The sequence below is a fragment of the Nocardiopsis sp. ATB16-24 genome (assembly GCF_030271535.1).
Lineage (GTDB): Bacteria > Actinomycetota > Actinomycetes > Streptosporangiales > Streptosporangiaceae > Nocardiopsis.
This window is the reverse complement of the sequence record NZ_JASCXJ010000006.1, coordinates 1-24,068: the sequence shown is the minus strand read 5'-3', so window position 1 is coordinate 24,068 and position 24,068 is coordinate 1. Positions and strand designations below refer to the sequence as shown.

The following is a 24,068-nucleotide window of genomic DNA, read 5'->3' as shown; positions in this document are numbered from 1 at the left end:
AACGGTCGGGACGCGAGGCCACCGATGTCCTTGCGATCCGGTAGGAGAAGTACCCTTGGCTCTGGAAGCATCCCGACCGTCGGCACGTCTACCGACGCCCCTTGCCCCATTCGTCCTTCTAGTCACGGCATAATCACAGCATGCGCCTTTCAGCCCGGGTCGACTACGCGCTACGTGCGGCGGCGGAACTCGCCGTCGCCGAGGAAGGGCCGGTGACGGCCGAACAGCTCGCACGCGCGCAGGACATCCCCGGAAAATTCCTTGAGAACATCCTCACCCAACTACGCCGCGCCGGTCTGGTGCGCAGCCAGCGCGGTCCTGTCGGCGGCTACTGGCTGGCCCACCCGGCGTCGGAGATCTCCCTGGCCGACATCATCCGCGCGGTCGACGGACCGCTCGCCAACATCCGCGGGGAACGCCCTGAACACGTCGACTACGACGGGGCCGCCCGCAGCCTGCAACAGGTGTGGATCGCCCTGCGCGCGAGCGAGCGCGCCATCCTGGAGGGGGTCAGCCTCCAACACCTGGCGACCAACGACCTGCCCGAGAGGGTGCGGGTCCTGGCCGAGGACCCCGACTCCTGGGTGAACCACACCCACCGCTGACCGTTCCCAGGACGGCTCCCACCGCGCGAGGTCCCCTTCATCGCGGAACCCGACCGTCCGACCACGCAGGAAGAAGGAGCCGACCTTGCGGTCGGCTCCTTCTTCACGGTCACACTGAGGTTGGACGGACTGTTCCGGGGGTCATACCCCCACCATGTCAGCGACTTGGGGAACGCGATCCGGTACCGAGTCGATGCCGAGGTCCTGGGCCGTGACGGGCTCGGAGGTGACCGAGTCGCCCAGCAGCGCGGCCTCCTGCAGCTCGGCGAGGGCGAGCAGGTCCGAGACCTCTCTCAGCACCTGTGAGAGCGGAACGCCGAGCGCCCCACAGATCGAGGAGAGCAGTTCGGAAGAAGCCTCCTTCTGCCCACGCTCGACCTCCGACAGGTAGCCGAGGGATACGCGTGCATCGGCCGACACCTCACGGAGGGTGCGGCCCTGGCGCTGCCGGAGCCGCCTGAGCACGTCACCAAGTAGGTGACGAAGCAGGACCATCATTCGCGCTCCCTCCCACCGGTAGCGACCTTCATATACAACACCGTACCCGCCCAACGCCCGATTCGGGCACCTCTTGTCGTCCTGTTCGCTTGAGGGGGAACCTCGTTCGGGGGTGGTTTTGTTCCCCGGAACGAAGGGAGGGGACCGTGTGCGACCGGTTCAGACGCGGATCCGGAACTCTCCTCCGTTACTCCCGCGAGCGACAGAGTCCAGGAGCAACAGCGCCCCTGCGACCGTGCGGTATCGGATACCCGCACGATCCCCGGTGAAACGGAACCGGTGGATACGGGTTTGCTCCTGGGGGGTGGCGACGGCCACGTAGACGGTTCCGACCGGTTGACCGTCCTGGGGGTCGGGGCCCGCCACTCCGGTCACCGCGACGCCGAAGTCGGCTCCCATCACACGGCGGACGCCCAGCGCCATGTGCTCGGCCACATCGGGGTGCACCGCACCGTGTTCGGCCAACAGGTCTCGGGGAACGCCCAGCACGTCGGCCTTGGTGTCGGTGGCGTAGGCGATCACACCGCCCCGGTAGGAGCGAGAGGCTCCGGGGACGGCGGTCAGGTGGGCGCCGATGAGACCGCCCGTCAGCGACTCGGCGGTGGCGCAGGTGGAACCGCGGTCGACCAGTCGACGGTGGACGGCCTCGGCGGCGGCGAGCGCCTCGCCTCGCGGTTCCGGGCCTTCGGGTTCCGGGTGGTCGGGGCCCCGCTGTTTCACCCGGCGTTCTCCTTGCGGGCCCGAACGGCCCGGATCGCGTCGAACACGTAGGTCAGGCCGGTCCACAGCGTGACCGCCAGTGCGGCCCCCATCACCACGTGGGCGAGCCAGACGAAGGCCTCGCTGAAGGGCAGCACCTGGAGTGGGAAGAGGTAGATGCCGATCGCGACGATCTGGAGGACGGTCTTGAGCTTGCCTCCCTTGCTCGCGGGCATGACCACGTAGCGCAGGACCGCGAAGCGCAGCACCGTGATGCCCCACTCGCGGACCAGGATGGCGATGGTGACCCACCACCACAGGTCTCCTTGGAGGGAGAGCACCACCAGCGCGGCGCCGGTGAGCGCCTTGTCGGCGATGGGATCGGCGATCTTGCCGAAGTCGGTGACCAGGTTGCGGCGGCGGGCGATCTCCCCGTCGACGCGGTCGGTGATGGCGGCCACCACGAAGACGGCGAAGGCCGCCGAACGCCACCAGGGGCCGTCCAGGAACATGAACCACACGAACAGCGGCACCATGAGCAGCCGGCTCATCGTGAGGATGTTCGCGATGTTCCACAAGGGGACACGAGGGTCGCGCATGGCGGCGGATCCGGACGTGCTCATCTGTCGGAGGCTTCCGACTGATCCCCGTCCTGTTCGGCGACGAGGTCGGCCCCTGCGGCCTGGATCACGGTGGCGCGCACCAGGTCACCGACCGCCAGGCCCTCGCCGTACAGGATCGTGCTCCCGTCCACCTCGGGGGCCTGGTGCTCCGCGCGGCCCTCGTAGGCACCGTCCTCCAGGACCGACTCCACGAGCACGGTCACCTGTGAGCCGATCCGCTCCTCGGCACGCTGGGCCATCAGCTCCTCGGCGAGCCGGTTGAGTCGGTCCACGCGCTCGGCGACGAGCTCCTCGGGCAGTTTGTTCTCGTGCCCGGCGGCCTCGGTTCCGTCCTCGTCGGAGTAGCCGAACACACCGATGGCGTCCAGGCGGGCGTTTTCGAGGAAGGAGACGAGGTCCTCGAACTCCTCCTCCGTCTCACCGGGGAAGCCCACGATGAAGTTGGAGCGCGCGCCGGCCTCCGGGGCGTTCCTGCGGACCGTCTCCAGCAGCTCCAGGAAGCGTTCCCGGTCGCCGAAGCGCCGCATACGTCGCAGCAGGGTGCCGCTGGCGTGTTGGAAGGACAGGTCGAAGTAGGGCACCACTCCGGGGGTTCCCGTGAGCACCTCCACCAACCCGGGGCGGACCTCCGCCGGCTGGAGGTAACTGACGCGGATCCGTTCGAGTCCCTGGACCGCGGCCAGGCGGGGCAGGAGCTTCTCCAGGGCGCGCACGTCGCCCAGGTCCTTGCCGTAGGAGGTGGAGTTCTCACTGACGAGGAACACCTCGCGTACGCCCTCCCCTGCCAACCACTCGGCCTCGCGGACGATCTCGTCGGGGTGGCGGGAGATGTAGGCGCCACGGAAGGCGGGGATGGCGCAGAAGGTGCAGCGCCGGTCGCAACCGGAGGCGATCTTGAGGTTGGCCACCGGTCCGCCGGTCAGACGGCGGCGCGGGACGGAGGCGCGGTAGGGCAGTTCGGTGCCCTCCGCGCCGGCGAAGGTCGCGTGGCCGGGAACGTGCACCTGGGAGGCGTCGCGCTCGGCCGGGGTGATCGGCAGCAGCGTGCGCCGGTCTCGGGGATCGTGTGGGACCAGGGCGCGGCCGGCCAGCACGTCGTCGAGGCGGTCGGTGATGGCCGCGTAGTCATCGAAACCGATGACCTGCGCCTCGGGCAGGGCCTCGGCGAGTTCGGAACCGTACCGTTCGGCCATGCATCCCGCGGCGACGACCTTGCCGCCGTTCTCGGCGGCCTCCAGGAGCGTCTCGATGGAGTCCTGTTTGGCCGCGTCGATGAACCCGCAGGTGTTGACGATGGTGACGTCGGCCTCGGTGTCGCCGTCGACGAGGTCCCAGCCGCCCGCGGCCAGGCGCCCGGCCAGCTCTTCGGAGTCGACCTCGTTACGCGCACACCCCAGGGTGACGAGTGAGACAGTACGGCGCGATGACATGGCTTCCAAGCGTGTGGGAGAGCTTCGAGTGGGGCGGAGAGCCGGGCCGCGGCCACCGGGCGGTACCCGGGGCACGGCGTCGCGCGGCATCGTCCGCGGCTTCCCACACTACCCTGATCAGCCCACCGGACGTACGCCGGCCCGGGTGCCGGGCGGCACCCGGGCCGGCGTCGTCAGTGGACCAGACCGTCGGGGCCCACGATGACCTCCTTGACCTCCCCAGGGAGTCCGAGGGGGCCCAGATCCTCACCGTTGACGGTGACGGTGACCGCTCCGGCGTCGCCGATCCACATGTTGAGGTTCTCCTCGGTCACGTAGTCCTGGGTCTCCCCGTCCAGGAGGAAACCCACGTAGAGGTCCTCACCGCCGGCCTCCGTGATCTCGACCCAGCTACGACCCGAGGCGGCCAGTTCCACGGTGAACTCGCCGGTCTCGGCCTGGACGGCCTCCGCCGCCCCCTCCGAGCCGCCGGACCGCACCGCCGAGTCGACGGTGCCCTCCTCCTCCGAGGAGTCGAGGGCGGCGCGCAGTGGGTCGCCGGTGTCCCAGTCCTGCCAGGTCCGGACTCCGATGAGGACGGCCAGGACGAGGATCCCGCAGATCACCGCCCACGGCCAGTGACGCCGGAGCGCCCCGGCCCGGTGGTGTCGGGCTCCGGCGACCTTGGGGCGCGGTGCGGGCCTGCCGCCGCGTCCCCTGACACCTCCCGGGTGTCTGGTCCCCTGGGGCACCCCGTGCCGGGGATGGGCGGGTCCGCGGTACACGTGTCCCCCCTGGACGGGTCCCCCGCGCCCGTCTCGGGCCCGCTGTCCCGTCCCGTCCGGGGCCACGGGCAGAGGCTCCGTGGGCTCCCCGTCGACGGGAAGTCCGCGGAACCGTTCCTCCGTACGGCTCCCTCCGACCGGCGTCTCCCCCTGGGAGCGGCCCTCGGGGACGCGTTCTCCGTTCGCCGACCGCCCGTGGACGTGCTCCCCGTTCACCGGCCGTCCCTCGGGGACCCGACCGTACACGGGACGCCGTCCCTGGTCGGTCTCCTCCGCCACCGGCGCTCTCCCGTACACGGGCCCCCGCGATCCGCCGTGCGCGGTTCCCCCCTCGGGGGCCCGGTGCGCGCCACGGCGTCCCTCTCCGCTGCCGCGGGGAGCGGGCACCCGCGCGCGCCGGAGGTCCGGCGGGGGTTCCTCCTCGGCGGCCCCTTCCAGGACCTGTCGGCGTTCGAAGTGTCCCCAGCGCTGGGAGCCCACACCGGAGTCGTCGTCTCCGAAACGGTGTGTGACCTCCCGGTCCGCGCCGTCCTCTCCCGCACCGGACTCCGTACGCGCCGCGGCGGACGCCCGGACGCCCCCGGGCGTGGCCGCCGGATGACGCTGCGGGGGGATGAAGGCGGGTATGGCACCGGTGGCGTGCTCGCGGTCGTACTCCTCCAGGAGCGGCGCCGGGTCCAGGCCGAGTGCGCGGCAGATGCCGCGGATGTGGCCACGTGCGTAGAAGTCTCCACCACAGGGGACGAAGTCCTCCTGCTCGATGCTCATGAGGACAGGTTCCCGGATGCGTGTACGGGCGCTGAGGTCCGCGATCGTGTGGCCCGCCGCGACTCGGGCGGCGGACAGGGTCTGGCCGATCGTCGCCATGCGCACTCCCCCCGCGACTGTGTGTGTCTGCCGGGTCCCACTCTGCCCTTCGATGAGCGTTGTCACAGGTCACCACGCCCCATGAAGCCCTCAAGATCACACCAAATCGGGCAGCCCCAGTTTTAAGGGATGCGAGTGGAGGTTCAGGAAAGTCCATGACACGAGGGATAGGGGCATTCGGCGTCCCAGGTTTCGGTCACCGTTCGTCGCCTCCGTACCCCGCCGATCCGGTCAGGAACCGCGGATGTCCTTCAGCACGGCGGGCAGATCCTCCGGGGTGACGAGTACGTCCCGGGCCTTGGAACCCTCACTGGGGCCCACCACGTCGCGACTCTCCATGAGGTCCATCAGACGACCCGCCTTGGCGAAGCCCACGCGCAGCTTGCGCTGGAGCATGGACGTGGAACCGAACTGGGTGGTGACCACCAGTTCCACCGCCTGGAGGAGGAGGTCGAGGTCATCACCGATGTCCTCGTCGATCTCCTTCTTCTTCCCCTCGGGAGCCGCCACGTCCTCGCGGTAGCTGGGCGCGGCCTGCTTCTTGCAGTGCTCGACGATCCCCCGGATCTCCTTCTCCGCCACCCAGGCGTTCTGGAGGCGGATGGGCTTGCCCGCGCCCATCGGCAGGAAGAGGGCGTCACCCTTGCCGACCAGCTTCTCGGCCCCGGGCTGGTCGAGGATGACCCGACTGTCGGACAGGCTGGAGGTGGCGAAGGCCAGGCGGGAGGGCACGTTGGCCTTGATGAGGCCGGTGACGACGTCGACGCTGGGACGCTGGGTGGCCAGCACCAGGTGGATGCCCGCGGCGCGGGCCAGCTGGGTGATGCGCACGACGGCGTCCTCGACGTCGCGGGGGGCGACCATCATCAGGTCCGCCAGCTCGTCCACGATCACCAGCAGGTAGGGGTAGGGCTCGTACTCGCGCTCGCTGCCGGGCGGGGCGGTCAGTTCTCCGGCGCGCACCGCGGCGTTGAAGTCGTCCACGTGCCGGTAGCCGGAGGCCGCCAGGTCGTCGTAGCGACGGTCCATCTCCCCCACCACCCACTGGAGGGCCTCGGCTGCCCGCTTGGGGTTGGTGATGATGGGGGTGATCAGGTGTGGGATGCCCTCGTACATGGTCAGTTCGACCCGCTTGGGGTCGATCAGGATCATCCGCACCTCGTCGGGCGTGGCGCGCATCATCAGTGAGGTGATCAGCCCGTTGATGCAGGTGGACTTACCCGCGCCCGTGGCGCCGGCGACGAGCACGTGCGGCATCTTGGCCAGGTTCGCCACCACGTTGGCGCCCTCGACGTCCTTGCCCAGTCCCACCAACATGGGGTGGTCGTCGGAGGTGGCCGCGGGGGAGCGCAGCACGTCGCCCAGGCTCACGATGTCCTTGTCGGTGTTGGGGATCTCCACACCGATCGCGGACTTTCCGGGGATGGGCGACTGGATGCGCACGTCGGCGCTCTTGACCGCCAAGGAGATGTTCTTGGCCAGCGCGGTGACCTTCTCGACCTTGACCGCCGGGCCGAGTTCGATCTCGTAACGGGTGACCGTGGGGCCGCGGGTGAAGCCGGTGACCTCGGCGTCGATGTTGAACTGGTCGAGCACCCCCGTCAGCGCCGCGACGACCTCGTCGTTGGCCTTGGTGCGTGGCTTGACCGGGCTGCCGGGCTTGAGCATGCCCGGCTTGGGCAGCTCGTAGTCGCCCTCCACCACACGGGAGGGGATGGTCAGCTGTTCGGCGGTCGCGGGGGCCGGCGTGGGGTCGGGCACCTCCGTCTTCCTACGGGCCGACCGGCGCTTGGCGACCTCCCTGCCGGAGTCGGCCGCCTCCTCCTCGTCGGTCAGGGCGGGGGCCAGCGGGTCGGGTCCACTGGGCAGCACCGGACTGTCGTAGGGACGTTCGTGGTCGCCGGCCACCGTCGCGGCCGTCTCCTCCCCCTTCTCCTTCTTGGGTCTGCTCCTGCGTGTCCTGGAGGCTCCCCTCTCCGACCTGCCGCCCGTGGTACCGCGTGCCGGATCGGGGTCCCCGTCGCGTTCCATCAGCAGGGTGAAGAGGTCCTGTAGGCGTTCGGGGACGCGCCGGATGGGGGTGGCGGTGACCACCAGGACACCGAAGAGCAGCACCAGGAACAGCAGCACACCGGTCAGCCAGGGCGTGACGACCGCGCTGAGGGGCCCGGAGGCGACGAAGCCGATGAGCCCGCCCGACTCCTGGAGCGCCTCCAGGCCCTCGGAGGGCTGGGGGATGCCGTGGGCGATGTGGATCAGGCCGAGCAGACCGAGCATGATCGCGGTGAACCCGATGAGGAGTCGTCCGGCGTCACCCTCCCTGCCACTGCCGGGTGTGCGCATCAGCTTGACCGCGATGGGCAGGAACAGCAGCGGCAGGATCGGGGAGAACGTACCGAAACCGCCGGCCACGACCATGCGGGTGTACTCCAGCAACAGCCCGTCGCTGTTCCACCACACGGCGGCGGCGATGAGGACCCCGGCGGCGAGCAGGACCAGTCCGGCCCCGTCCCGGCGCAGGTCCGGATCCAGCCCGCGGGCGCTGCGGCCGACCGCGCGGGCGGCGCCACCGACGGTGTGCGCGACCAGCTTCCACAGCACCAGCAGGAACTGGCCGAACATGGTGACGGCGAAGGCGATCGGCCCGTCGGGCATGCGTTTCTTGGCCGGGGGCCTGCGCGCGGCGGGCTTCTTGCGTCCGGAACCGCCGGAGGAGGCGCGCGTGGCCATCGGGGGTCACCTCCAGGAGGACGGGTTCGCGTCAGAAGGTCGGGCAGGACGGCCCGCCACGGCGGGCAGCCTACTGGGACGTCCATAGGCTTCGCCCGTACCGGGACGGCGTGTCGCCCAAGTGGGGTGTGCCACCCGTCGCACCCCGGGGGGAGAGACCGGCGCGTCGCCCCCGCCGACCGGGCCTTTCCGGTCCGGGACGGGCGAACGGCCCGGGCGCACCGGGCGCCTCGGGCCGTTCGTCGCTCACACCCTCCGGGTCAGACCTCGACCAGGACGGGGATGATCATGGGGCGGCGCCGGTAGGTCTCGTTGACCCATCGTCCGGTGCTGCGCCGGATCAGCTGCCTCAGCTGGTGGGGGTCGTTGACCCCGTCCCGGGCCGCCTTGTCCAGGGCGTCCTGGAGTCGGTCGACGACGTCGTCGTAGGCGTCGGCACCGATGCCCGCGCCCCTGGTGTGGATCTCCGGCTCGCCCAGGATCTTGCCGCTGCCCGAGTCCACGGCGACGACGACGGAGATGAAGCCCTCCTCACCGAGGATGCGGCGGTCCTTGAGCGCGGCGTCTGTGACGTCGCCGACGGAGGAGCCGTCCACGTACACGTATCCGGCCTGCACGGCGCCGACGATCTTGGCGCGGTGCTTGTACAGGTCCACGACGACGCCGTCCTCGGCGATGACGATCCGATCACCGGGCACACCGGTGAGCCTGGCCAGGTCCGCGTGGGCACGCATGTGTCGCCACTCGCCGTGGACGGGCATGAAGTTGCGCGGACGCACCATGTTGAGCACGTACAGCAGCTCGCCGGCGGAGGCGTGACCGGACACGTGGACCAGGGCGTTGCCCTTGTGCACGACCTTGGCGCCCCAGCGGGTCAGCCCGTTGATCACCCGGTTCACCGAGTTCTCGTTACCGGGGATCAGCGACGACGCCAGCAGGATGGTGTCGCCCTCCTCGATACGGATCTGGTGGTCGCGGTTGGCCATGCGACTGAGCGCCGACATCGGTTCGCCCTGGGAACCGGTGCAGATCAACACGGCCTCGTCCGCCGGCATGTCGTCCAACTGCTTGACGTCGATGATCGTGTCGCCGGGGATGTTCAGATAACCGAGGTCACGCGCGATGTTCATGTTGCGGACCATGGAGCGGCCCACGAAGGCGATCTTGCGCCGGTACTTGGCGGCGGCGTCGATGACCTGCTGGACACGGTGGACGTGCGAGGCGAAGCAGGCCACCACGATACGCTTCTCGGCCTGGCGGAACACCTTCTCGATGGCCTCGGACAGGTTCCGCTCGTTGACGATGAAGCCGGGCTGCTCGGCGTTGGTGGAGTCCGAAAGCAACAGGTCCACGCCCTCGTCCCCGAAGCGGGCGAACCCCGCCAGGTCGGTGAGGCGTCCGTCCAACGGCAGCTGGTCCATCTTGAAGTCGCCGGTGTGCAGTACCGACCCGCCCGGGGTGCGGATACCGACGGCCAGCGCGTCGGGGATGGAGTGGTTGACCGCGAAGAACTCCAGGCCGAAGGGGCCGAAGTCGTGCCGTTCCCCCTCCTCCACCAGGAGGGTCTCCGGCTTGATGCGGTGCTCCCCCAGTTTGGCGGTGATCAACGCCAGGGTGAGCTTGGAACCGACGAGCGGGATGTCGGCGCGCTCGCGCAACAGGAACGGAACGCCGCCGATGTGGTCCTCGTGCCCGTGGGTGAGGACGATCGCGTCGATGTCGTCGAGCCGACCGCGGATGTAGTCGAAGTCCGGCAGGATCAGGTCGACTCCGGGCTGTTCCTCCTCGGGGAAGAGCACGCCGCAGTCCACGATCAGCAGGCGTCCGCCGTACTCGAAGACCGTCATGTTGCGGCCGATCTCACCGAGGCCGCCCAGGGCGACGACGCGCAGGGCTCCCTCACCGAGGGGCGGCGGCGGGCCCAGTTCGGGGTGCGGGTGACTCATACAGATCCCTCCGTGAGGCGCTCGACGCGTACGGCGCTGGCCGGGACGGCCTGGTGCGGGGCCAGTCCGATCGGGCCCTTGACCCCGGCCGCGGCCAGGTCCTCGCGCAGGAGGGCCTGGAGCTCCGAGGAGGCGTCGGCGAGCGGCGTGCGGACGGGGCCGGAGGGCAGTCCGAACAGGTTGAGGATGGCCTTGGTGGTGATGACGCCCTGGGTGCGGAACATGCCGGTGTAGACCGGGGTGAGGCGTCGGTGTATGGCCAGGGCCTGACCGACCTCGCCCTTTTCGAAGGCGTCGATCATCTCCCGCAGGTCGGAGCCGACGATGTGGCCGACGACACTGACGAACCCGGCCGCGCCCACCGACAGCAGCGGCAGGTTGAGGATGTCGGTGCCGCAGTAGAAAGCCAGGTCGGTGCGCTCCATGACCCAGGAGCTGGCGCCGAGGTTGTCCTTGGCGTCCTTGTTGGCGACGATGCGCGGGTGCTCGGCCAGACGGACCAGGGTCTCGGAGGCGATCGGCGTCCCGGTGCGGTGCGGGATGTCGTAGAGCATGACCGGCAGGTCGGTGGTGTCGGCGATCGACGTGAAGTGCCTGATGAGGCCTTCCTGGGGAGGCTTGTTGTAGTACGGGGTGACCGCCAGCAGGCCGTGCGCCCCCGCCTTCTCCGCCGCCTTGGCCAGCTGGATGCTGTGGCGGGTGTCGTTGGTGCCGACACCGGCCACGATGGTGGCGCGGTCGCCGACCGCCTCCAGGACGGCTCTGAGCAGGCGGTCCTTCTCCTTGTCACTGGTCGTGGGCGACTCGCCCGTGGTGCCGCTGATGATCAGGCCGTCGTTGTGCTGTTCGTCGATGAGGTAGGTGGCCAATCTGGCCGCGCCCTCATAGTCGAGCTCGCCGTCCTCGAGCATCGGGGTGACCATCGCGGTCAACATCTTGCCGAACGGGCGGTTCTTGGTCTCCACCATCGTGTGTGATGGGCTCGCGGGCCGCCGCCCATGGCGGTGGGGTCCGCGGTTGCCCGTCCTCCTCTCGGTGTGCGTCAACAGATGTCCCGTACGTGTGGGCACGGGTGGGCGGCGCTGCGTGTGCGCCACCGCGACCGGCGGATACGCGACGGTCGCGGGAAAGACTGTGTATCGGGGTTCGTGCCCCGCCCGGCCACCGTCCTCGTGGGTCGAGGGTGGTGGTCCCGGAGACAATGTGAACCTACCCGCCCCGGGCCCGTGCCATCCGGCCGGACCCGGGCTCCACCTGCTGCTCAGGGGAGGAGAGGGTGAGGGGATTACTCAGTCATCCTTGCCTTCGGGCAGGAACATGCTCAGCAACCAGCTGACGACGGTGACGACGATCGCACCCCAGAAGGCGGGCCAGAACCCATCGATGTGGAAGGGGATCTCGAAAAGCCCGGCGATCCAGTTCGTGAGCAGGAGCAGGAGCGCGTTCACCACCAGACCGATCAGGCCCAGTGTCAGAGCGTAGAACAGGCAGCCGACCGCCTTGACGATCGGTTTGATGACCGCGTTGACCACACCGAAGATCGCACCGACGGCGAGGAAGACCAGGACCCGGCCGACCGTGTCCTGCGCCGTGACGTCGATCCCGTCGATCAGGAATACAGCCGCCCAAAGGGCGAGCGCGTTCACGATAACTCTGATAATGAGGCTCACACCATAGATGTTCCCATGCCATGGCAAGGTCCGGAAACTCCGGCGTAGGTGATCTTGTCGCCAGGCGTGTCGCCCACCCCCTAAGGAGGCCCTGCCGTGTCCAGTGCACAGTTCGTCCGTCCCGCCCGCGCCGCCGACGTGGACGCCGTCGTCGATATCCAGGTGGCCTCGTGGAAGGCGGTGTACGGGTCCCTCCTGCCCGAGGAGGTCTCCGAGGCCCTGGGCGGCGAGGAGGCCCGTGGGCGGTTCCGTGAACAGTGGACCACGGCCCTGGAGTCGCCGCCCACGTCCAAGCACAGGCTGGTGGTCTCCACCGACGAGGTGGACGGGGTACGGACGGTGACCGGGTTCGCCGCGTTCGGACCGGCGGGCGACCCCGACCTGTGGCCCGCGGTGGACGCGGAGGTGTTCGCGCTGCACGTGGACCCCACACGGCTGCGCCAGGGGCACGGCAGCCGCCTGATGAACGCCTCCGTGGAGCACCTCGTGGAGGACGGCTTCGGCACGGCGCACGTGTGGGTCCCCGAGGCCGACAACGCGCTGCGTTCCTTCTTCGAGTCCTCCGGATGGCGCGCGGACGGCGCCCGACGTGAGATCGACATGGGCCGGCTGCTGCCGATGGTGCGTCTGCACGCGTCGATCTCCGAGTAGGGGCCCGCGCGGGCCGAGGACCTCTGGCCAGGGACTACCGTGGGGTGGTCGTTGCGGCGCGTACCGGGCGTGCCGTCGTCGAGTGGAGAGGGACCGGAGCGTGGCCACGGTCAGTGAATGGGTCTCGGGGCTGCGCCCCCGTACGCTTCCGAACTCCATCGTCCCGGTGGCGGTCGGCACCGCGCTCGCCTTCGCCCTGGACGGGTTCGTCTGGTGGAAGGCGCTCCTGGCCCTGGTGGTGTCCATGGCGTTGCAGATCGGTGTGAACTTCGCCAACGACTACAGCGACGGGATGAAGGGCACCGACACCGAGGAGCGGACCGGGCCGGCCCGGTTGACCGCGACCGGTCTGGCCGCGCCCCGACAGGTGCTGGCGGCGGCGCTGGGCGGTTTCGCCCTCGCGGGGGTGGTCGGGCTGGTCCTGGTGGCGACCACCTCGTGGTGGCTGCTGATCGTGGGCGCCCTGGCGATCGCCGCGGCCTGGTACTACACCGGCGGTCGTACACCGTACGGCTACCGGGGCCTGGGTGAGATCTCGGTGTTCGTCTTCTTCGGCGTGGTGGCCGTGGTGGGCACGGTGTTCGTGCAGGTGGAATCGGCCCCGTGGCAGGCGTGGGTGGCGTCGGTGCCGGTGGGGCTGCTGTCCTGTTCGGTCCTGGTGATCAACAACCTGCGCGACATCCCGACCGACCGGGAGACCGGCAAGATCACCCTGGCGGTGCGTCTGGGCGAGGCGGGCACCCGCCGGCTGTACGCGGGAGCGATCGTGCTCGCCTATGTGGCGGCACTGGCGCTGACCCCGGTGTTCTGGTGGACGCCGCTGGTGCTGTTGTCGGCTCCGCTGGCGGTGCCCGCCCTCAGGCGTGTGCTGGGCGGCCAGACCGGTCGTGCGCTGGTCCTGGGGTTGGGTGAGACCGGCAGGCTCCAGATGGTCTTCGGTGTGCTGTTCTCGGTGGCGCTGCTGCTGGGGTGAGCCGTCTCCCTCAGAGGTCGCGATGGCCGTGTCCGGCCACGGGACGCCCGTGAACACTCCTGGACGTGTCCGTGGCCGACCGGGCACCGGCCGCGCCCGTCCCGCGAGGGCATGGCGCCCCCGCGTGACCGCCGTGGCCTTGACCGCGGTGCCGACACCGATCGTGACCGCCTGTTCGGGTGAGGGCGACCCGGCGGACGGTCCCCGACCGGGCGACGCCGACCACGACCACAGGGCCGGCGGTCCGCAGGAGCGGTCGATCCTCTCCCCTGCCCCGCCGCCCCGAGCCCGCCTCGGAGGCGGTGGTGGACGGACGGTAGGCGTCCGGCCGGTCCCGCCGAGGCCCTTCCGGGTGGGGCTGTCACGGTCCCGCCCGTGGGCGGGGACGGCCTCAGTGGAGTCCGAGCAGGCCTTCCAGACCCACGGTGAGGGGTCGGGGCAGGTCGGCCACGCCGCGCACGCCCAGCAGCACCCCCGGCATGAAGGAGGCGCGGTTCATCGAGTCGTGCCGGATCTTGAGCGTCTCCCCGTCCGTACCGAACACGACCTCCTGATGGGCGATGAGCCCGGAGACACGCAGCGCGTGGACCCGCACACCGTCCACGTCGGCGCCGCGCGCGCCGGGGATCTCGGAGGTGGTGGCGTCGGGCATGGGAGCGGTGCCGGCCTCGCGTCGGGCCTCGGCGACCAGTTCCGCGGTCCTGTAGGCGGTGCCGCTGGGGGCGTCGACCTTGTTCGGGTGGTGCAGCTCGATGATCTCCGTGGACTCGAAGTACGGTGCCGCCTTGCGCGCGAAGTGCATCATCAGCACGGCGGCGATGCCGAAGTTGGGTGCGATGAGCACCTTGGCCCCGGGTGTGGCGGCCTGCATGGCGCGCACGCGCTCCAGCTTGGCCTCGTCGAATCCGCTGGTGCCCACGACGGCGTGGATCCCGTGCCCGATGAGCCACTCCAGGTTGTCCATCACCACGTCGGGATGGGTGAAGTCGACGACGTAGCCGGCTCCCAGTACCGCCTCCCGAGCGTCGTTGGCGTCCACCCCCGCGACGAGCTCCATGTCGTCCGCGTTCTGGACGGCTTTGACGACCTCTGACCCCATGCGCCCATCGGCGCCGAAAACTCCTACCTTGAACACGGCACGAGCGTACCGGTTCGCTCCCGTCGGAGGGGCCCGGCCGCCCCGCGTCCCTTCGAGGGCGCCGGGATCGGTCATCGCGCGGAGGCCAGGGTGAGGGCGAAGTCCTCCTCGGGGTCGGTCCACCAGTGGGTGAGGTCGAAACCGGCGGCGTCCAGTTCCTCGGTCAGGGGCTGCCTGCGGAACTTGGCGGAGATCTCCGTGCGCATCTCCTCGCCCGCGCCGAAGTCGACCTCCAGGTCCAGGTCCGTGATCCGGACGCGTTGGTCGGTCCGTGAGCGCAACCGCATCTCGATCCATTCGGCCTCGGCGTCCCAACGGGCCACGTGCTCGAAGGCCGCCGGGTCGAAGTCGGCGCCCAGCCGCTGGTTGATCACCCGAAGGACGTTGCGGTTGAAGTCGGCGGTCACCCCTTGGGCGTCGTCGTAGGCGGCGATCAGGCGGGCGGGGTCCTTGACCAGGTCGGCGCCGAGCAGCAGCGAGTCGCCGGGGCGCAGCACCGCGCGGATCCGGCGGAGGAAGGCCGCGCGTGGTCCGGGTTCCTGGTTTCCGATGGTGGAGCCGAGGACGGCCAGGAGCTGCCTTCCCTCCCCGGGGAGGGGGAGCAGTCCGAGGTGTTCCTCGAAGTCGCCGACGACGGCGTGCACGTCCAGGTCGGGGTGGTCGTCGGCGACGCGGCGCGCCGAGGAGGCGAGGAACTCGCCGCTGACGTCGACGGGGACGAAGCGGGTGAGAGCGCCGTGTCGGCCCATGGCCTCCAGCAGGAGTCGGGTCTTGACCCCGGAGCCGGAGCCCAGTTCGATGAGCGCCTCGGCGTCGGCGGCCTCGGCGATGGCGTCGGCCCTCGACTCCAGGATGGCGCGTTCGGCCCGGGTCGGGTAGTACTCGGGCAGGGCGGTGATGTCCTCGAAGAGGGCACTGCCGCGCTCGTCGTAGAACCACTTGGGCGGGAGTCGCTTGGGCACCGCGGTCAGCCCTTCGGCGACGTCCGAGCGCAGTGCCTTGTCCAGGTCGTCGGTGGTCAGGTGTCGGTCGATCCGGAACATGGAGTCCTTCCGTGTCCCCGGGTGCGTCCGGGACGGGTGTGGTGGGCGAGGGCGCCTCGCCCCTGGGCCGCCTCTCAGCCGATCGGGTGGATCTCGGTGCGCTCCCTCGTCACCAGGACCACCGAGCCCTCGGGGACCTCGCGCCAGCCGGTCGCGTCGTCGAAGGGCTCCGAGGCCAGGAAGGCTCCGCCGTCGGGCTCGCGCAGGGTGAACAGGGTGTCCCCGGCCGCGGTCCCGACGATGGTCTCTCCGTCGCCGGCCAGCAGGTTGTAGCGTCCCTCGGAGTGCTCGCGGGCCTGGCGGACCACGTCGGCCAGGGTTCCGGTCAGGTCGTTCGAGGCTCGCCACAACCGTACGGTGTGCGCGAACAAGGGCGCGGAGTCCAGTGCGGCACGGGCTTCCAGCACCCCTCCGGGCGGTGGCGAGGCGAAGGCCGCCACGAGCGCCTCGTCGTCCTTGACCGCGCCGTTGTGACTGAACAGCAGCCGGTCGGCGCGCAGGGGCTGGGCTCCCGCCTCCTCCGAGCCGAACCCCGGGGTGACGTCGCGGACCGCGGCCACCACGCACCCGGAGGTGATGGCGCGGGCGGCGTCGGCGAAGGAGGCGTCGGCCCATATGGGCATGGCCCGTCGGTAGCGCAGCGGTTCGGCCCCCTCCCGCCCCGGCGGGTACCAGCCGACCCCGAACCCGTCGGCGTTGACGGTGCCGTACCGCTGCCTCCGGGGCGCCCAGGACTGGACGTGCAACGAGTGGGGCGCCGCGTACAGCAGGTCGTGCACCGTGCGCGGCGGCCCCAGGTAGGCGAGGTGTCGGCACATCAGACGGGTTCCACGTCACGCGCGCAGCGGAACCCGCTGAAGATCTGCCGCCGGATCGGATGGTCCCAGTTACGGAACGTGGAGCGGGCGGCGGTGGGATGGGTCGCCCAGGATCCGCCGCGCAGCACCTTGTACCCGTCGTCGAAGAAGACCTCCGAGTATCCCCTGTAGGGGAAGGCGCGAAAGTCGGGATAGCCGGTGAAGGTGGTGGAGGTCCACTCCCACACGTCACCGATCATCTGCTGCACGCCCAGCGGGGAGGCTCCTTCGGGGTGACTTCCGGCCGGAGCCGGGCCGAGTCTTCTCCGGCCCAGGTTGGCGTGGTGGGGTCCGGGTTCGGTGTCGCCCCATGGATAGCGGTGTGAGCGGCCTGTGCGCGGGTCGAAGCGGGCGGCCTTCTCCCATTCGGGTTCGCTCGGCAGTCGTTTGCCCGCCCACGCGGCGTAGGCCTGGGCCTCGTGGAAACTGACGTGCTGGACGGGCTCGTCGGCGGGGACCATCTCCCGGCGGCCGAACCGACGCCGGGACCACCCGTCGCCCTCCTTGGTCCAGAAGGCCGGGGCGAGGACCCCCCTGCCCTCCTTCCACTCCCATCCGGCGGGGGACCACCAGCGGCGGTCCTGGTAGCCACCGTCGTCCATGAACTCCTGGTAGGCGGCGTTGGTGACGGGCGCGGTGTCGATCCAGTAGGGCCCCAGGTCGACGGTGTGGGCCGGGCCCTCGTTGTCGTAGGCCCAGGGGTCCTCGCTGGTGCCCATGGTGAACTCGCCCGCCGGCACCAGTACCTCGCCTCGGACGGGCGGGTTCAGCGTGGCGACGCCGGCGGTCTCCTCCAGCAGGACGGGCTCGCCCCTGCGCAGTTGGTGGGTGGCGAGCATGGTCTCGTTGTGCTGGTGCTCGTGTTGGATGACCAGGTGGTAGAGGAGTCCGGCCTCCAACAGGAAACGTTCGTCCTCGGAGGCCGTGCGCGGCCCGGGTACGCCCAGGTCGACCGATTCCAGGGCGTCGAGTACTTCCCGGCGTACGCGTTCGTTGTACTCGCGGGCCTCCTCGGGAGGCAGCAGGGGGAGGCTGACACGTGTGGCACGCGGATTCTCGAAGGCGTCGTAGAGACCGTCGATGTCCGGGCGCAGCGCTTGGCGTCCGCCCGCGACGCGCAGCAGCCACTGCTCCTCGTAGTTGCCGACGTGGGCCAGGTCCCACACCAGAGGCGACATGAGCGGCGAGTGCTGGGCCAGCAGCTCCTCCTCGTCCAGCACGTCGAGTGTGAGGCCGTTGCTGTGCCGCCTGCCGATGTCGAGTTCCGCGGCGATGCGCTCCTTGAGGCGCTCCTGCTCGTGGCTCACGGTGCTCCTCCCATGTGTCCGGGATCGGGGACCTCCGACCGCTCCGCGCCGTGGCGTCCGGTCGCCGGACGCGGTTCGGGCACGAGCGGTCGGATGTCGGCGGGACTCGTCCCCCGACGTGTGTGGCGGTCCGCGTAGTCGTCGACCAGGACCGCCAAGGAGGCCGCGCCCATGCGCGGCAGGGCCTCCACCGCGGCGTCGAAGCAGTCGCGGGCACAGCGCAGGACCGCGGGATCGGCCAGTCCGCGCTGGGCGGAGCGCATCCACAGGCCGCGGCTGGGAGAACGTCCTTCGCACATCCTCTCGGTGGACTCCTCCGCCACCGCGCGGGCGCGCGGGTCGTCGGCCAGGGCCGCGACGAGCGCCACGGGCACCGGCCACCAGCGCAGCGGCACCGCGTCGATCATGCGCAACTCCCACCAGCCGCGCGGACGCACGGGAGGAAAGAGTGTGCTGAGGTGGAACTCCAGGTCGGCGCGGGTCACCGGACGCGGCCCCTGTCCTTTGACCCACTGGTCGAAGGTGAGCCCGGGGTCCGCGGTCCAGGGGTCGTCCGTGCCGGGGTCGGCGGGGATCGCCATGACCTTGGCCGCCAGTGCGTACTCGGCCCAGGCGATGGCGGGGTCGGGGTCGCTGTCGTGGTCCAGGACCGGTCGGGTGCGGGTGGAGTCGGTGGCCGCCCAGATGGCCCAGCGCGTGGACTTCCATCCGGTGGGGCGTCCCCGCCAGTAGGCGGAGTTGGCGAAGGCGGCGACGAGGACGGGGCCGAGGCGGTGGGCGAGTTCCCAGCGGGCACGAAGGTCGGCGGCGTCCGCTCCGTTGTCCAGGCACACCTGGATGGAGGCGGTACTGCACATCATGGTGTATCCGCTGCTGTGGCGGTGGTTGGCGAAGAACCGTTGCATGGCCGCGTAGCGGGGCCTGTGGAGTTGGCACCGGGGCGGGCGCGTGGAGTCCAGCGCGCTCTCCACCAGGTGGAGACCGGATTCGGCGAGGGCCTTGCCGATGTGGTCCAGGTCGGTGGCGAGCGCTTCGTGCGCCCGTGCCGGGCCGGGGAGGGCGGGTGAGCTGAGTTCGAGCTGCCCGCCGGGTTCGAAGGTGATGCCGCTTCCTCCGGGAGGCGGTCCGCCGGACTCCACCGCCGCCGCGAGGCGGTCGACGGCGACGGGTGCCGTCGGGTCGGCGTGGTCGGTGACCAGCCATTCGGTCTCGACCCCGACCTTGCCCGGCGGGCCGGTCTTGAAACAGATCCCGTTGATGTACTCGTGGACGTCTTCCGTGGTCATCTGGGCCATGGAGCTGCTCCTTCGACGGCGGCCGTCCCTTGCCGGGCGACACCTCCGAAATCCTGCCCACGGCTTCCTCAGACCGAACGTGCCCGATGTCCCAAATCTCGGTGAACATCCGGACACTCCCCATCCGAGCGGAATGCGACCACACCGGCGCGCCACGTGATATGGGGCTTCGCCTCACACGAAGGACCCCCGACGCATGTGTGACCTCTGTCACACACAGAGGACCCCCCGGACTCGGGTGGCGATGACGGCACGGTCCGCCTCGTGCAGGTCCACCCGGAGCAGGGCGTGCGTGGAGGGACGGGGGCCTTCGGTGCCACCGGCGTGCACACGGGCTCCGAGGCCGGTGACGGCGAAGCCGAGCCCGTCGAGCACGGCCCGCCGACAGGGGGTTCTGCTCATGGCAGCGACCGCCCCTGCGCCGACGGACCCTCTCGTCCACCAGCGCGGGCACCTCCGGCAGAACGGGACGGCCCAGGGCGATCCGAAGGTCGTCGAAGGGGACGGTCGCCAGGCGGGCGCGCGCGGTGCACGGAGCGCGGGGTCTGCGGAGTGGACGGCGGGTCGTCGCTCAGTCCCACGCGGGCCGGGTGGGCGTCCAGGTCGAGTTCCCCACCGCGCCAGAGGTCGCGTTCGGTCGTGAGGCGTTCTGGAGGGGGCGGCGGATCCAACGATCGGGCCTCGTGTGGAACACACCGACGCGAAGCGGCAAGGCCGCTATCGCGCCATGTCCTCCGTGCCTTCCGGCCGTCTCCGAGCACGTCGATCAGGTGGGGGCCACACGGTCGCCACGACGTCCGCGCCGGGATCGCGACTCCGGGTCACCCCCGGCCTACCCGCCCTTCCTCGTCGGCCGCCGCCCAGTGGCAGGCCACCTGGCGCTCGGCTCCGCCTCCCAGGATCGCGGGGTCCACGGTCCGACAGCGATCGGCCACGCCCGCGCGCTCCGCCTCCCCGGAGGCCAGCACCGGGCAGCGCGGATGGAACCGGCATCCCGTGGGCACGCGTTTGGGGTCCGGCGGCTCACCGGAGAGCACCACGGGCTCCTCCTTCGCCTCCGGCAGCACCGACAGCAACGCCCGCGTGTAGGGGTGGGCCGGTGCGGACAACACCTCCTCCACCGTGCCCGACTCCACCACCCGACCCAGGTACATCACCGCGACCCGGTCGGCGATGTTCCAGGCCAGACCGAGGTCGTGCGTGGCGACCAGGGCCGACAGCCCGAGGTCGGCCCGAAGGTCGAGCAACAGGCGCAGGATCTCCCCGCGCACGGACGCGTCCAACGAGGCCACCGGCTCGTCCGCCACCAGCACCTCGGGCTCCAGCACCAGCGCTCCCGCGATCACCACGCGTTGGCGTTGGCCGCCGGACAGCTCGTGCGGGTAACGGGGGAGGAAGCGCTCGGGCGGGCGCAGGCCGGCCTTGGCCAGTGCGTCGGCCACCCGCTCCGCCTCGTCGGCGAGGGTCCCCTTGTGGACGCGCAGTCCCTCGACCACCGACTCGTAGACGGTACGGCGTGGGTTGAGCGATCCCGTGGGGTCCTGCTGCACCAGTTGCACCCGTCGGCGGTAGCGGCGCATGTCGCGTGAGCCGTAGCGCAGTGGGCTCCCCTCGAACGCCACCTCGCCTCCGGTGGGACGTTCCAGGCCCAACAGCACCCGGGCCAGCGTGGTCTTGCCACAGCCGGACTCCCCCACCAACGCCACGATCTCGCCCGCCGCCACGTCCAGGTCGACCCCGTCCACGGCCCGCGCGGTACCTCGCCCGCCGCCGGGAGCGAACCCCGCGGTGAAGGCGACCTCCACCCTCCGGGCGCTCAGCAGGGGGGCGGTACCCCTGCCGGAGACGGGCGGGGTCTCGTGGGAATCGGTCTCGGTGGTGCTCACGGGCGTCTCTCCTCTGTGGGGGCGGTGGCCGGCGGCGGCACGGAGGCCGGCCCGTCCCCCGGTCCCGCGGATGGGCGTGCGTGACCCACGTGCACACACGCCGCCTGTCGGACGGAGTTCCCTCGCTCGTCGGGATCCACCGGCCACAGCGGCGGGTCCACGGTCGAGCACACGTCCTCGGCCACCGCGCAGCGCGGCCGGAACACACAGCCCGTCGGCGGGTCGGCGGGATCCGGCGGATCGCCCGGCAGGCCCCTCGGCGCCAGACGCGAGGCCGGGTCCCCGATGCGCGGGAAGGCGGCGCTGAGCGCACCGGCGTAGGGGTGGGCGGGCTCGTGCACGACCTCCCGCGCGGGCCCCTGCTCGACGATCCGCCCCGCGTACATGATCGCGACGCGGTCACAGGTGGCGGCCAGCACCGAAAGATCGTGGCTGATCATCAGCATGCCGATGTCGTGCTCGGCGACCAGCCGCCGCAGCAGGGCCAGGATCTGCGCCTGGATCATCACGTCCAGGGCGGTGGTGGCCTCGTCCGCGACGATCAGACGCGGACCGCACGCCAGAGCCATGGCGATCATGACCCGCTGGCGCTGCCCGCCCGACAGCTGGTGCGGGTAGTCGCGTGCGCGGGAGGGCGGCAGTCCGACCTGTTCCAGGAGCGCCTCGACCCGGACCGGTACGTCCTTGGCCGGCACCGTGCCGTGGACGGTCATGGGTTCGGCGATCTGGTCGCCGATCCGTCGGACGGGGTTGAGCGAGTGCATGGCGCCCTGGAAGACGATGGAGGCGCCCGCCCAACGCACGGCGCGCAGACGCCCCCAGCGCATGCCGAGGACGTCCTCGCCCTCCAGGAGCACCGCACCGGTGATGTCCGCGGTGGCGGGCAGCAGGCGCAGCAGGGCCAGGGCGACCGTGGACTTGCCGCTGCCGGACTCCCCCGCCAGGCCGAGGGTGTCGCCGGGGTCCAGTGCCAGGTCCACACCGCGCACGGCGGGAACGTCACCACCGCCGGTGCGGTAGGTGACACGGAGTTCGCGGACGTCGAGCAGGGAAGTCAACGCTGCTCCCGAAGTCGCGGGTTGATGACGGATTCCAGGGCCCGGCCGCACAGGGTGAAGGACAGCGCGACCACGGCGATGGCCAGGCCGGGCGGGACCATGTACCACCAGATCCCCGAGCTGATCGCCCCGGCGTTGCGGGCCGCCTCCAGGATCCCTCCCCAGGAGATCTGGGTGGGGTCGCCCACGCCGAGGAAGGCCAGGGTGGACTCGGCGATGATCGAGGTGGCCACGAGCAGGGTGGTCTGGGCGAGCACGACCGGCATGACGTTGGGCAGCACGTGCCAGGCCATGACGTGGGCGTGACCGCCCCCCAGGGCACGGGCCCGTTCCACGTAGGGACGGGCCTCCACCGCCAGGGTCTGCGCGCGTACCAGCCGGGCGGTGGCGGGCCAGACCGTGAGACCGATGGCCAGGACGATGGTGCCCGTGCCCCTCGGCAGCACGGCCGCCAGGGCCACGGCCAGCACCAGGGTGGGCAGGACCAGGAACCAGTCGGTGACGCGCATGAGCACCGAGGACATGATCCGCCCGGCGGTACCGCCGGAGGCGCTGAAGTGCCCGGCGGTCATGCCGACCAGGGTGCCCAACACCACGGAGACGCCCGTGGCCAGGAAGCCGACCGTGAGCGAGACCCGCGAGCCCCAGATCACCAGGTCCAGGATCGAACGGCCGAAGTTGTCGGTGCCGAGCGGGTACTCGGCGCTGGGCGGCTGGTAGGCGGCGCCGGGCGCACCCGTGACGGTGAGTTCGGCCCTGTCGACCAGCAACGGGGCGGCCAGCGCCAAGGCGCCGATGACCAGGAGCGCGGCCAGGCCGAACAGTCCGGCGCGGTTACGGGCGTACTCGCGCGCGAAGCGACGCAGGGCCTCGTTGCGTCGTCGGCGGGCCAGCGCGCGGGGTGTGGGCGGTGCGGCCGGACCGCCGGCCCGCCGGTCCGGGTGCTCTCCCCCTTCCGTCCCCCGGGCGCCGGGGATCCCGGCGGGGGCGCTCACGGGCGCACCCGGGGGTCGAGCATCGGGTACACCAAGTCGGCGAGAAGGTTCATGAGGATCACCGAGGCCGCGAAGACCACGAACAGGCCCTGGACGAGGCCGAGGTCGGGTACGCGCAGACCGGAGTAGAAGAGCTGTCCGAGACCGGGCCAGGAGAAGACGGTCTCCACGAGGATCACCCCTGAGACGACCTGTCCGAGGTTGAGGAAGACCAGTGTCACCGTCGGCAGCAACGCGTTGGGCACGGCGTGCCTGCGCCGCACCAGGGTGTCCCGCAGCCCTTTGGCGCGCGCGGTGGTGAGGTAGTCGGCGCCCTTCTCGTCCATGAGCGAGGAGCGCATGATCATCAGGTACTGGGCGTAGATGACCGCGACCATGGTGGTGACGGGCAGCACCATGTGCCAGGCGGTGTTGAGAGCGGTGTCCCAGGCCCCGCCGGTGCCCGGGTCCGTCATGCCTCCGGTGGGGAACAGACCGGGCACGAACCCTCGTCCCGAGGCCAACAGCACGATGAGCAGCAGTCCGAGCCAGAACGTGGGCACCGACCACAGGAACAGGGCCACGGCGGTGTTGACGCGGTCTCCTCGGCTCCCGGGTCTCCAACCGGCGCGTGCCCCCAGGAAAAGGCCCAGGAGCGCGGCGATGAGCGTGCCCGTCCCGGCGAGCAGGAGGGTCGGGCCGAGCCGGTCCAGGATGAGGTCGGCGACCGGTTCGCGATACTGGAAGGACGTGCCGAGGTCGAAGCGCAGCAGGCCCGTCGCGTAGTCCAGGAACTGCTGCCACAGGGGCTGGTCCAACCCGAACTGGCGGCGTAGTTCCTCGCGTTGCTCGGCGCTGACCTCACGGCCCTCGGTCATGGCTCGGACGGGGTCGCCGGGCAGGATCCGGAAGAGGAAGAAACCGGCGACCACCACGGCGGCCAGGGAGGCCACCGCGGTCGTCAGGCGCCCGGCCACGTAGCGGGCCACACGCCGCGCGCGGCCGGGTCCGGCGGGGGCCGCCGGGGCGGAGGCGTCCCGCGCCGGGGCCCCGG

22 protein-coding genes are annotated in these 24,068 nt (G+C 70.8%); 3 read left to right on the top strand and 19 right to left on the bottom strand.

Annotated elements, in window-relative coordinates; translation table 11 throughout:
- Window positions 1–140: 140 nt before the first annotated feature.
- On the top strand, window positions 141–605 hold the full coding sequence (locus PFX91_RS08975; RefSeq protein WP_285730838.1) for an RrF2 family transcriptional regulator: 465 nt from the start codon (window positions 141–143) through the stop codon (window positions 603–605).
- A 141-nt stretch (window positions 606–746) separates the two neighbouring features.
- On the opposite strand, the gene PFX91_RS08970 is transcribed toward PFX91_RS08975, so the two are convergent.
- From PFX91_RS08970 to PFX91_RS08930, 9 genes are all read right to left on the bottom strand, one after another.
- Window positions 747–1,103 (bottom strand): helix-turn-helix domain-containing protein, encoded by a 357-nt coding sequence (locus tag PFX91_RS08970; protein WP_285730836.1) that lies wholly within the window; start codon window positions 1,101–1,103, stop codon window positions 747–749.
- A gap of 159 nt (window positions 1,104–1,262) precedes the next feature.
- Window positions 1,263–1,823 (bottom strand): CinA family protein, encoded by a 561-nt coding sequence (locus PFX91_RS08965; protein ID WP_285730834.1) that lies wholly within the window; start codon window positions 1,821–1,823, stop codon window positions 1,263–1,265.
- The gene (pgsA, locus tag PFX91_RS08960; RefSeq protein ID WP_285730832.1) at window positions 1,820–2,425 is read right to left on the bottom strand and encodes a CDP-diacylglycerol--glycerol-3-phosphate 3-phosphatidyltransferase; all 606 of its coding nucleotides are present in this window, start codon (window positions 2,423–2,425) and stop codon (window positions 1,820–1,822) included. Before pgsA ends, PFX91_RS08965 begins: the two co-directional genes overlap by 4 nt.
- Window positions 2,422–3,855: a 30S ribosomal protein S12 methylthiotransferase RimO gene (rimO, locus tag PFX91_RS08955; RefSeq protein WP_285730830.1), complete on the bottom strand. Its 1,434-nt coding sequence runs from the start codon at window positions 3,853–3,855 to the stop codon at window positions 2,422–2,424. The genes pgsA and rimO overlap by 4 nt, the downstream gene beginning before the upstream one ends.
- A gap of 173 nt (window positions 3,856–4,028) precedes the next feature.
- Window positions 4,029–5,486: a helix-turn-helix domain-containing protein gene (locus PFX91_RS08950; RefSeq protein WP_285730829.1), complete on the bottom strand. Its 1,458-nt coding sequence runs from the start codon at window positions 5,484–5,486 to the stop codon at window positions 4,029–4,031.
- Window positions 5,487–5,717: 231 nt separating this feature from the next.
- Complete coding sequence (locus tag PFX91_RS08945; RefSeq protein WP_285730828.1) at window positions 5,718–8,216, bottom strand: DNA translocase FtsK; 2,499 nt, start codon at window positions 8,214–8,216, stop codon at window positions 5,718–5,720.
- A gap of 260 nt (window positions 8,217–8,476) precedes the next feature.
- Complete coding sequence (locus tag PFX91_RS08940) at window positions 8,477–10,162, bottom strand: ribonuclease J (protein WP_285730827.1); 1,686 nt, start codon at window positions 10,160–10,162, stop codon at window positions 8,477–8,479.
- Entirely contained in the window at window positions 10,159–11,130 is a 972-nt protein-coding gene (gene dapA / locus PFX91_RS08935; protein ID WP_285730825.1) for a 4-hydroxy-tetrahydrodipicolinate synthase, read from the bottom strand. The genes PFX91_RS08940 and dapA overlap by 4 nt, the downstream gene beginning before the upstream one ends.
- A 321-nt stretch (window positions 11,131–11,451) precedes the next feature.
- The gene (locus PFX91_RS08930) at window positions 11,452–11,832 is read right to left on the bottom strand and encodes a phage holin family protein (RefSeq protein ID WP_285730823.1); all 381 of its coding nucleotides are present in this window, start codon (window positions 11,830–11,832) and stop codon (window positions 11,452–11,454) included.
- A 96-nt stretch (window positions 11,833–11,928) separates the two neighbouring features.
- On the opposite strand from PFX91_RS08930, the gene PFX91_RS08925 reads away from it, so the two are divergent.
- Together PFX91_RS08925 and PFX91_RS08920 are read left to right on the top strand one after the other, a co-directional pair.
- Window positions 11,929–12,483, top strand: coding sequence for a GNAT family N-acetyltransferase (locus PFX91_RS08925; RefSeq protein ID WP_285730821.1), 555 nt, complete (start codon window positions 11,929–11,931; stop codon window positions 12,481–12,483).
- 100 nt (window positions 12,484–12,583) lie between these two features.
- Window positions 12,584–13,456 carry a 1,4-dihydroxy-2-naphthoate polyprenyltransferase gene (locus PFX91_RS08920; RefSeq protein ID WP_285730819.1) on the top strand — a complete coding sequence of 291 codons (873 nt, stop codon included), beginning with the start codon at window positions 12,584–12,586 and terminating at the stop codon, window positions 13,454–13,456.
- A 391-nt stretch (window positions 13,457–13,847) separates the two neighbouring features.
- Here the strand turns inward: PFX91_RS08920 and dapB are convergent, their stop codons facing one another.
- The 10 genes from dapB to PFX91_RS08870 all read right to left on the bottom strand — a co-directional run.
- Window positions 13,848–14,591, bottom strand: a complete 744-nt coding sequence (dapB, locus tag PFX91_RS08915; protein ID WP_285730818.1) for a 4-hydroxy-tetrahydrodipicolinate reductase — start codon at window positions 14,589–14,591, stop codon at window positions 13,848–13,850.
- A 74-nt stretch (window positions 14,592–14,665) separates the two neighbouring features.
- Entirely contained in the window at window positions 14,666–15,637 is a 972-nt protein-coding gene (egtD, locus tag PFX91_RS08910) for an L-histidine N(alpha)-methyltransferase (RefSeq protein WP_285730817.1), read from the bottom strand.
- Window positions 15,638–15,711: 74 nt separating this feature from the next.
- Window positions 15,712–16,455, bottom strand: coding sequence for an ergothioneine biosynthesis protein EgtC (gene egtC / locus PFX91_RS08905; protein ID WP_285730815.1), 744 nt, complete (start codon window positions 16,453–16,455; stop codon window positions 15,712–15,714).
- On the bottom strand, window positions 16,455–17,801 hold the full coding sequence (gene egtB / locus PFX91_RS08900; RefSeq protein WP_285730814.1) for an ergothioneine biosynthesis protein EgtB: 1,347 nt from the start codon (window positions 17,799–17,801) through the stop codon (window positions 16,455–16,457). Before egtB ends, egtC begins: the two co-directional genes overlap by 1 nt.
- Window positions 17,798–19,096, bottom strand: coding sequence for an ergothioneine biosynthesis glutamate--cysteine ligase EgtA (gene egtA / locus PFX91_RS08895; RefSeq protein ID WP_285730812.1), 1,299 nt, complete (start codon window positions 19,094–19,096; stop codon window positions 17,798–17,800). The genes egtB and egtA overlap by 4 nt, the downstream gene beginning before the upstream one ends.
- Before the next feature lie 210 nt (window positions 19,097–19,306).
- Complete coding sequence (locus tag PFX91_RS08890) at window positions 19,307–19,498, bottom strand: arylamine N-acetyltransferase (protein ID WP_285730810.1); 192 nt, start codon at window positions 19,496–19,498, stop codon at window positions 19,307–19,309.
- A gap of 419 nt (window positions 19,499–19,917) precedes the next feature.
- Window positions 19,918–20,982, bottom strand: coding sequence for an ABC transporter ATP-binding protein (locus PFX91_RS08885; RefSeq protein WP_285730809.1), 1,065 nt, complete (start codon window positions 20,980–20,982; stop codon window positions 19,918–19,920).
- A complete protein-coding gene (locus PFX91_RS08880) occupies window positions 20,979–22,040 on the bottom strand; it encodes an ABC transporter ATP-binding protein (protein ID WP_285730806.1) in 1,062 nt (353 codons plus the stop codon). Before PFX91_RS08880 ends, PFX91_RS08885 begins: the two co-directional genes overlap by 4 nt.
- Window positions 22,037–23,035 (bottom strand): ABC transporter permease, encoded by a 999-nt coding sequence (locus tag PFX91_RS08875; RefSeq protein WP_285730805.1) that lies wholly within the window; start codon window positions 23,033–23,035, stop codon window positions 22,037–22,039. Before PFX91_RS08875 ends, PFX91_RS08880 begins: the two co-directional genes overlap by 4 nt.
- A partial coding sequence (locus PFX91_RS08870; RefSeq protein ID WP_285730804.1) for an ABC transporter permease occupies window positions 23,032–24,068 on the bottom strand: 1,037 nt, incomplete at its 5' end. The genes PFX91_RS08870 and PFX91_RS08875, both read right to left, overlap by 4 nt.

Excerpts from the sequence above, each read along its gene's own strand:
- egtD (WP_285730817.1), bottom strand. The coding sequence starts at position 15,637 with ATGTTCCGGATCGACCGACACCTGACCACCGACGACCTGGACAAGGCA.
- rimO (WP_285730830.1), bottom strand. The coding sequence starts at position 3,855 with ATGTCATCGCGCCGTACTGTCTCACTCGTCACCCTGGGGTGTGCGCGT.
- PFX91_RS08975 (WP_285730838.1), top strand. The coding sequence starts at position 141 with ATGCGCCTTTCAGCCCGGGTCGACTACGCGCTACGTGCGGCGGCGGAA.
- PFX91_RS08970 (WP_285730836.1), bottom strand. The coding sequence starts at position 1,103 with ATGATGGTCCTGCTTCGTCACCTACTTGGTGACGTGCTCAGGCGGCTC.
- PFX91_RS08890 (WP_285730810.1), bottom strand. The coding sequence starts at position 19,498 with ATGAGCAGAACCCCCTGTCGGCGGGCCGTGCTCGACGGGCTCGGCTTC.
- egtC (WP_285730815.1), bottom strand. The coding sequence starts at position 16,455 with ATGTGCCGACACCTCGCCTACCTGGGGCCGCCGCGCACGGTGCACGAC.
- PFX91_RS08940 (WP_285730827.1), bottom strand. The coding sequence starts at position 10,162 with ATGAGTCACCCGCACCCCGAACTGGGCCCGCCGCCGCCCCTCGGTGAG.
- PFX91_RS08945 (WP_285730828.1), bottom strand. The coding sequence starts at position 8,216 with ATGGCCACGCGCGCCTCCTCCGGCGGTTCCGGACGCAAGAAGCCCGCC.
- egtA (WP_285730812.1), bottom strand. The coding sequence starts at position 19,096 with ATGGCCCAGATGACCACGGAAGACGTCCACGAGTACATCAACGGGATC.
- dapA (WP_285730825.1), bottom strand. The coding sequence starts at position 11,130 with ATGGTGGAGACCAAGAACCGCCCGTTCGGCAAGATGTTGACCGCGATG.
- pgsA (WP_285730832.1), bottom strand. The coding sequence starts at position 2,425 with ATGAGCACGTCCGGATCCGCCGCCATGCGCGACCCTCGTGTCCCCTTG.
- PFX91_RS08950 (WP_285730829.1), bottom strand. The coding sequence starts at position 5,486 with ATGGCGACGATCGGCCAGACCCTGTCCGCCGCCCGAGTCGCGGCGGGC.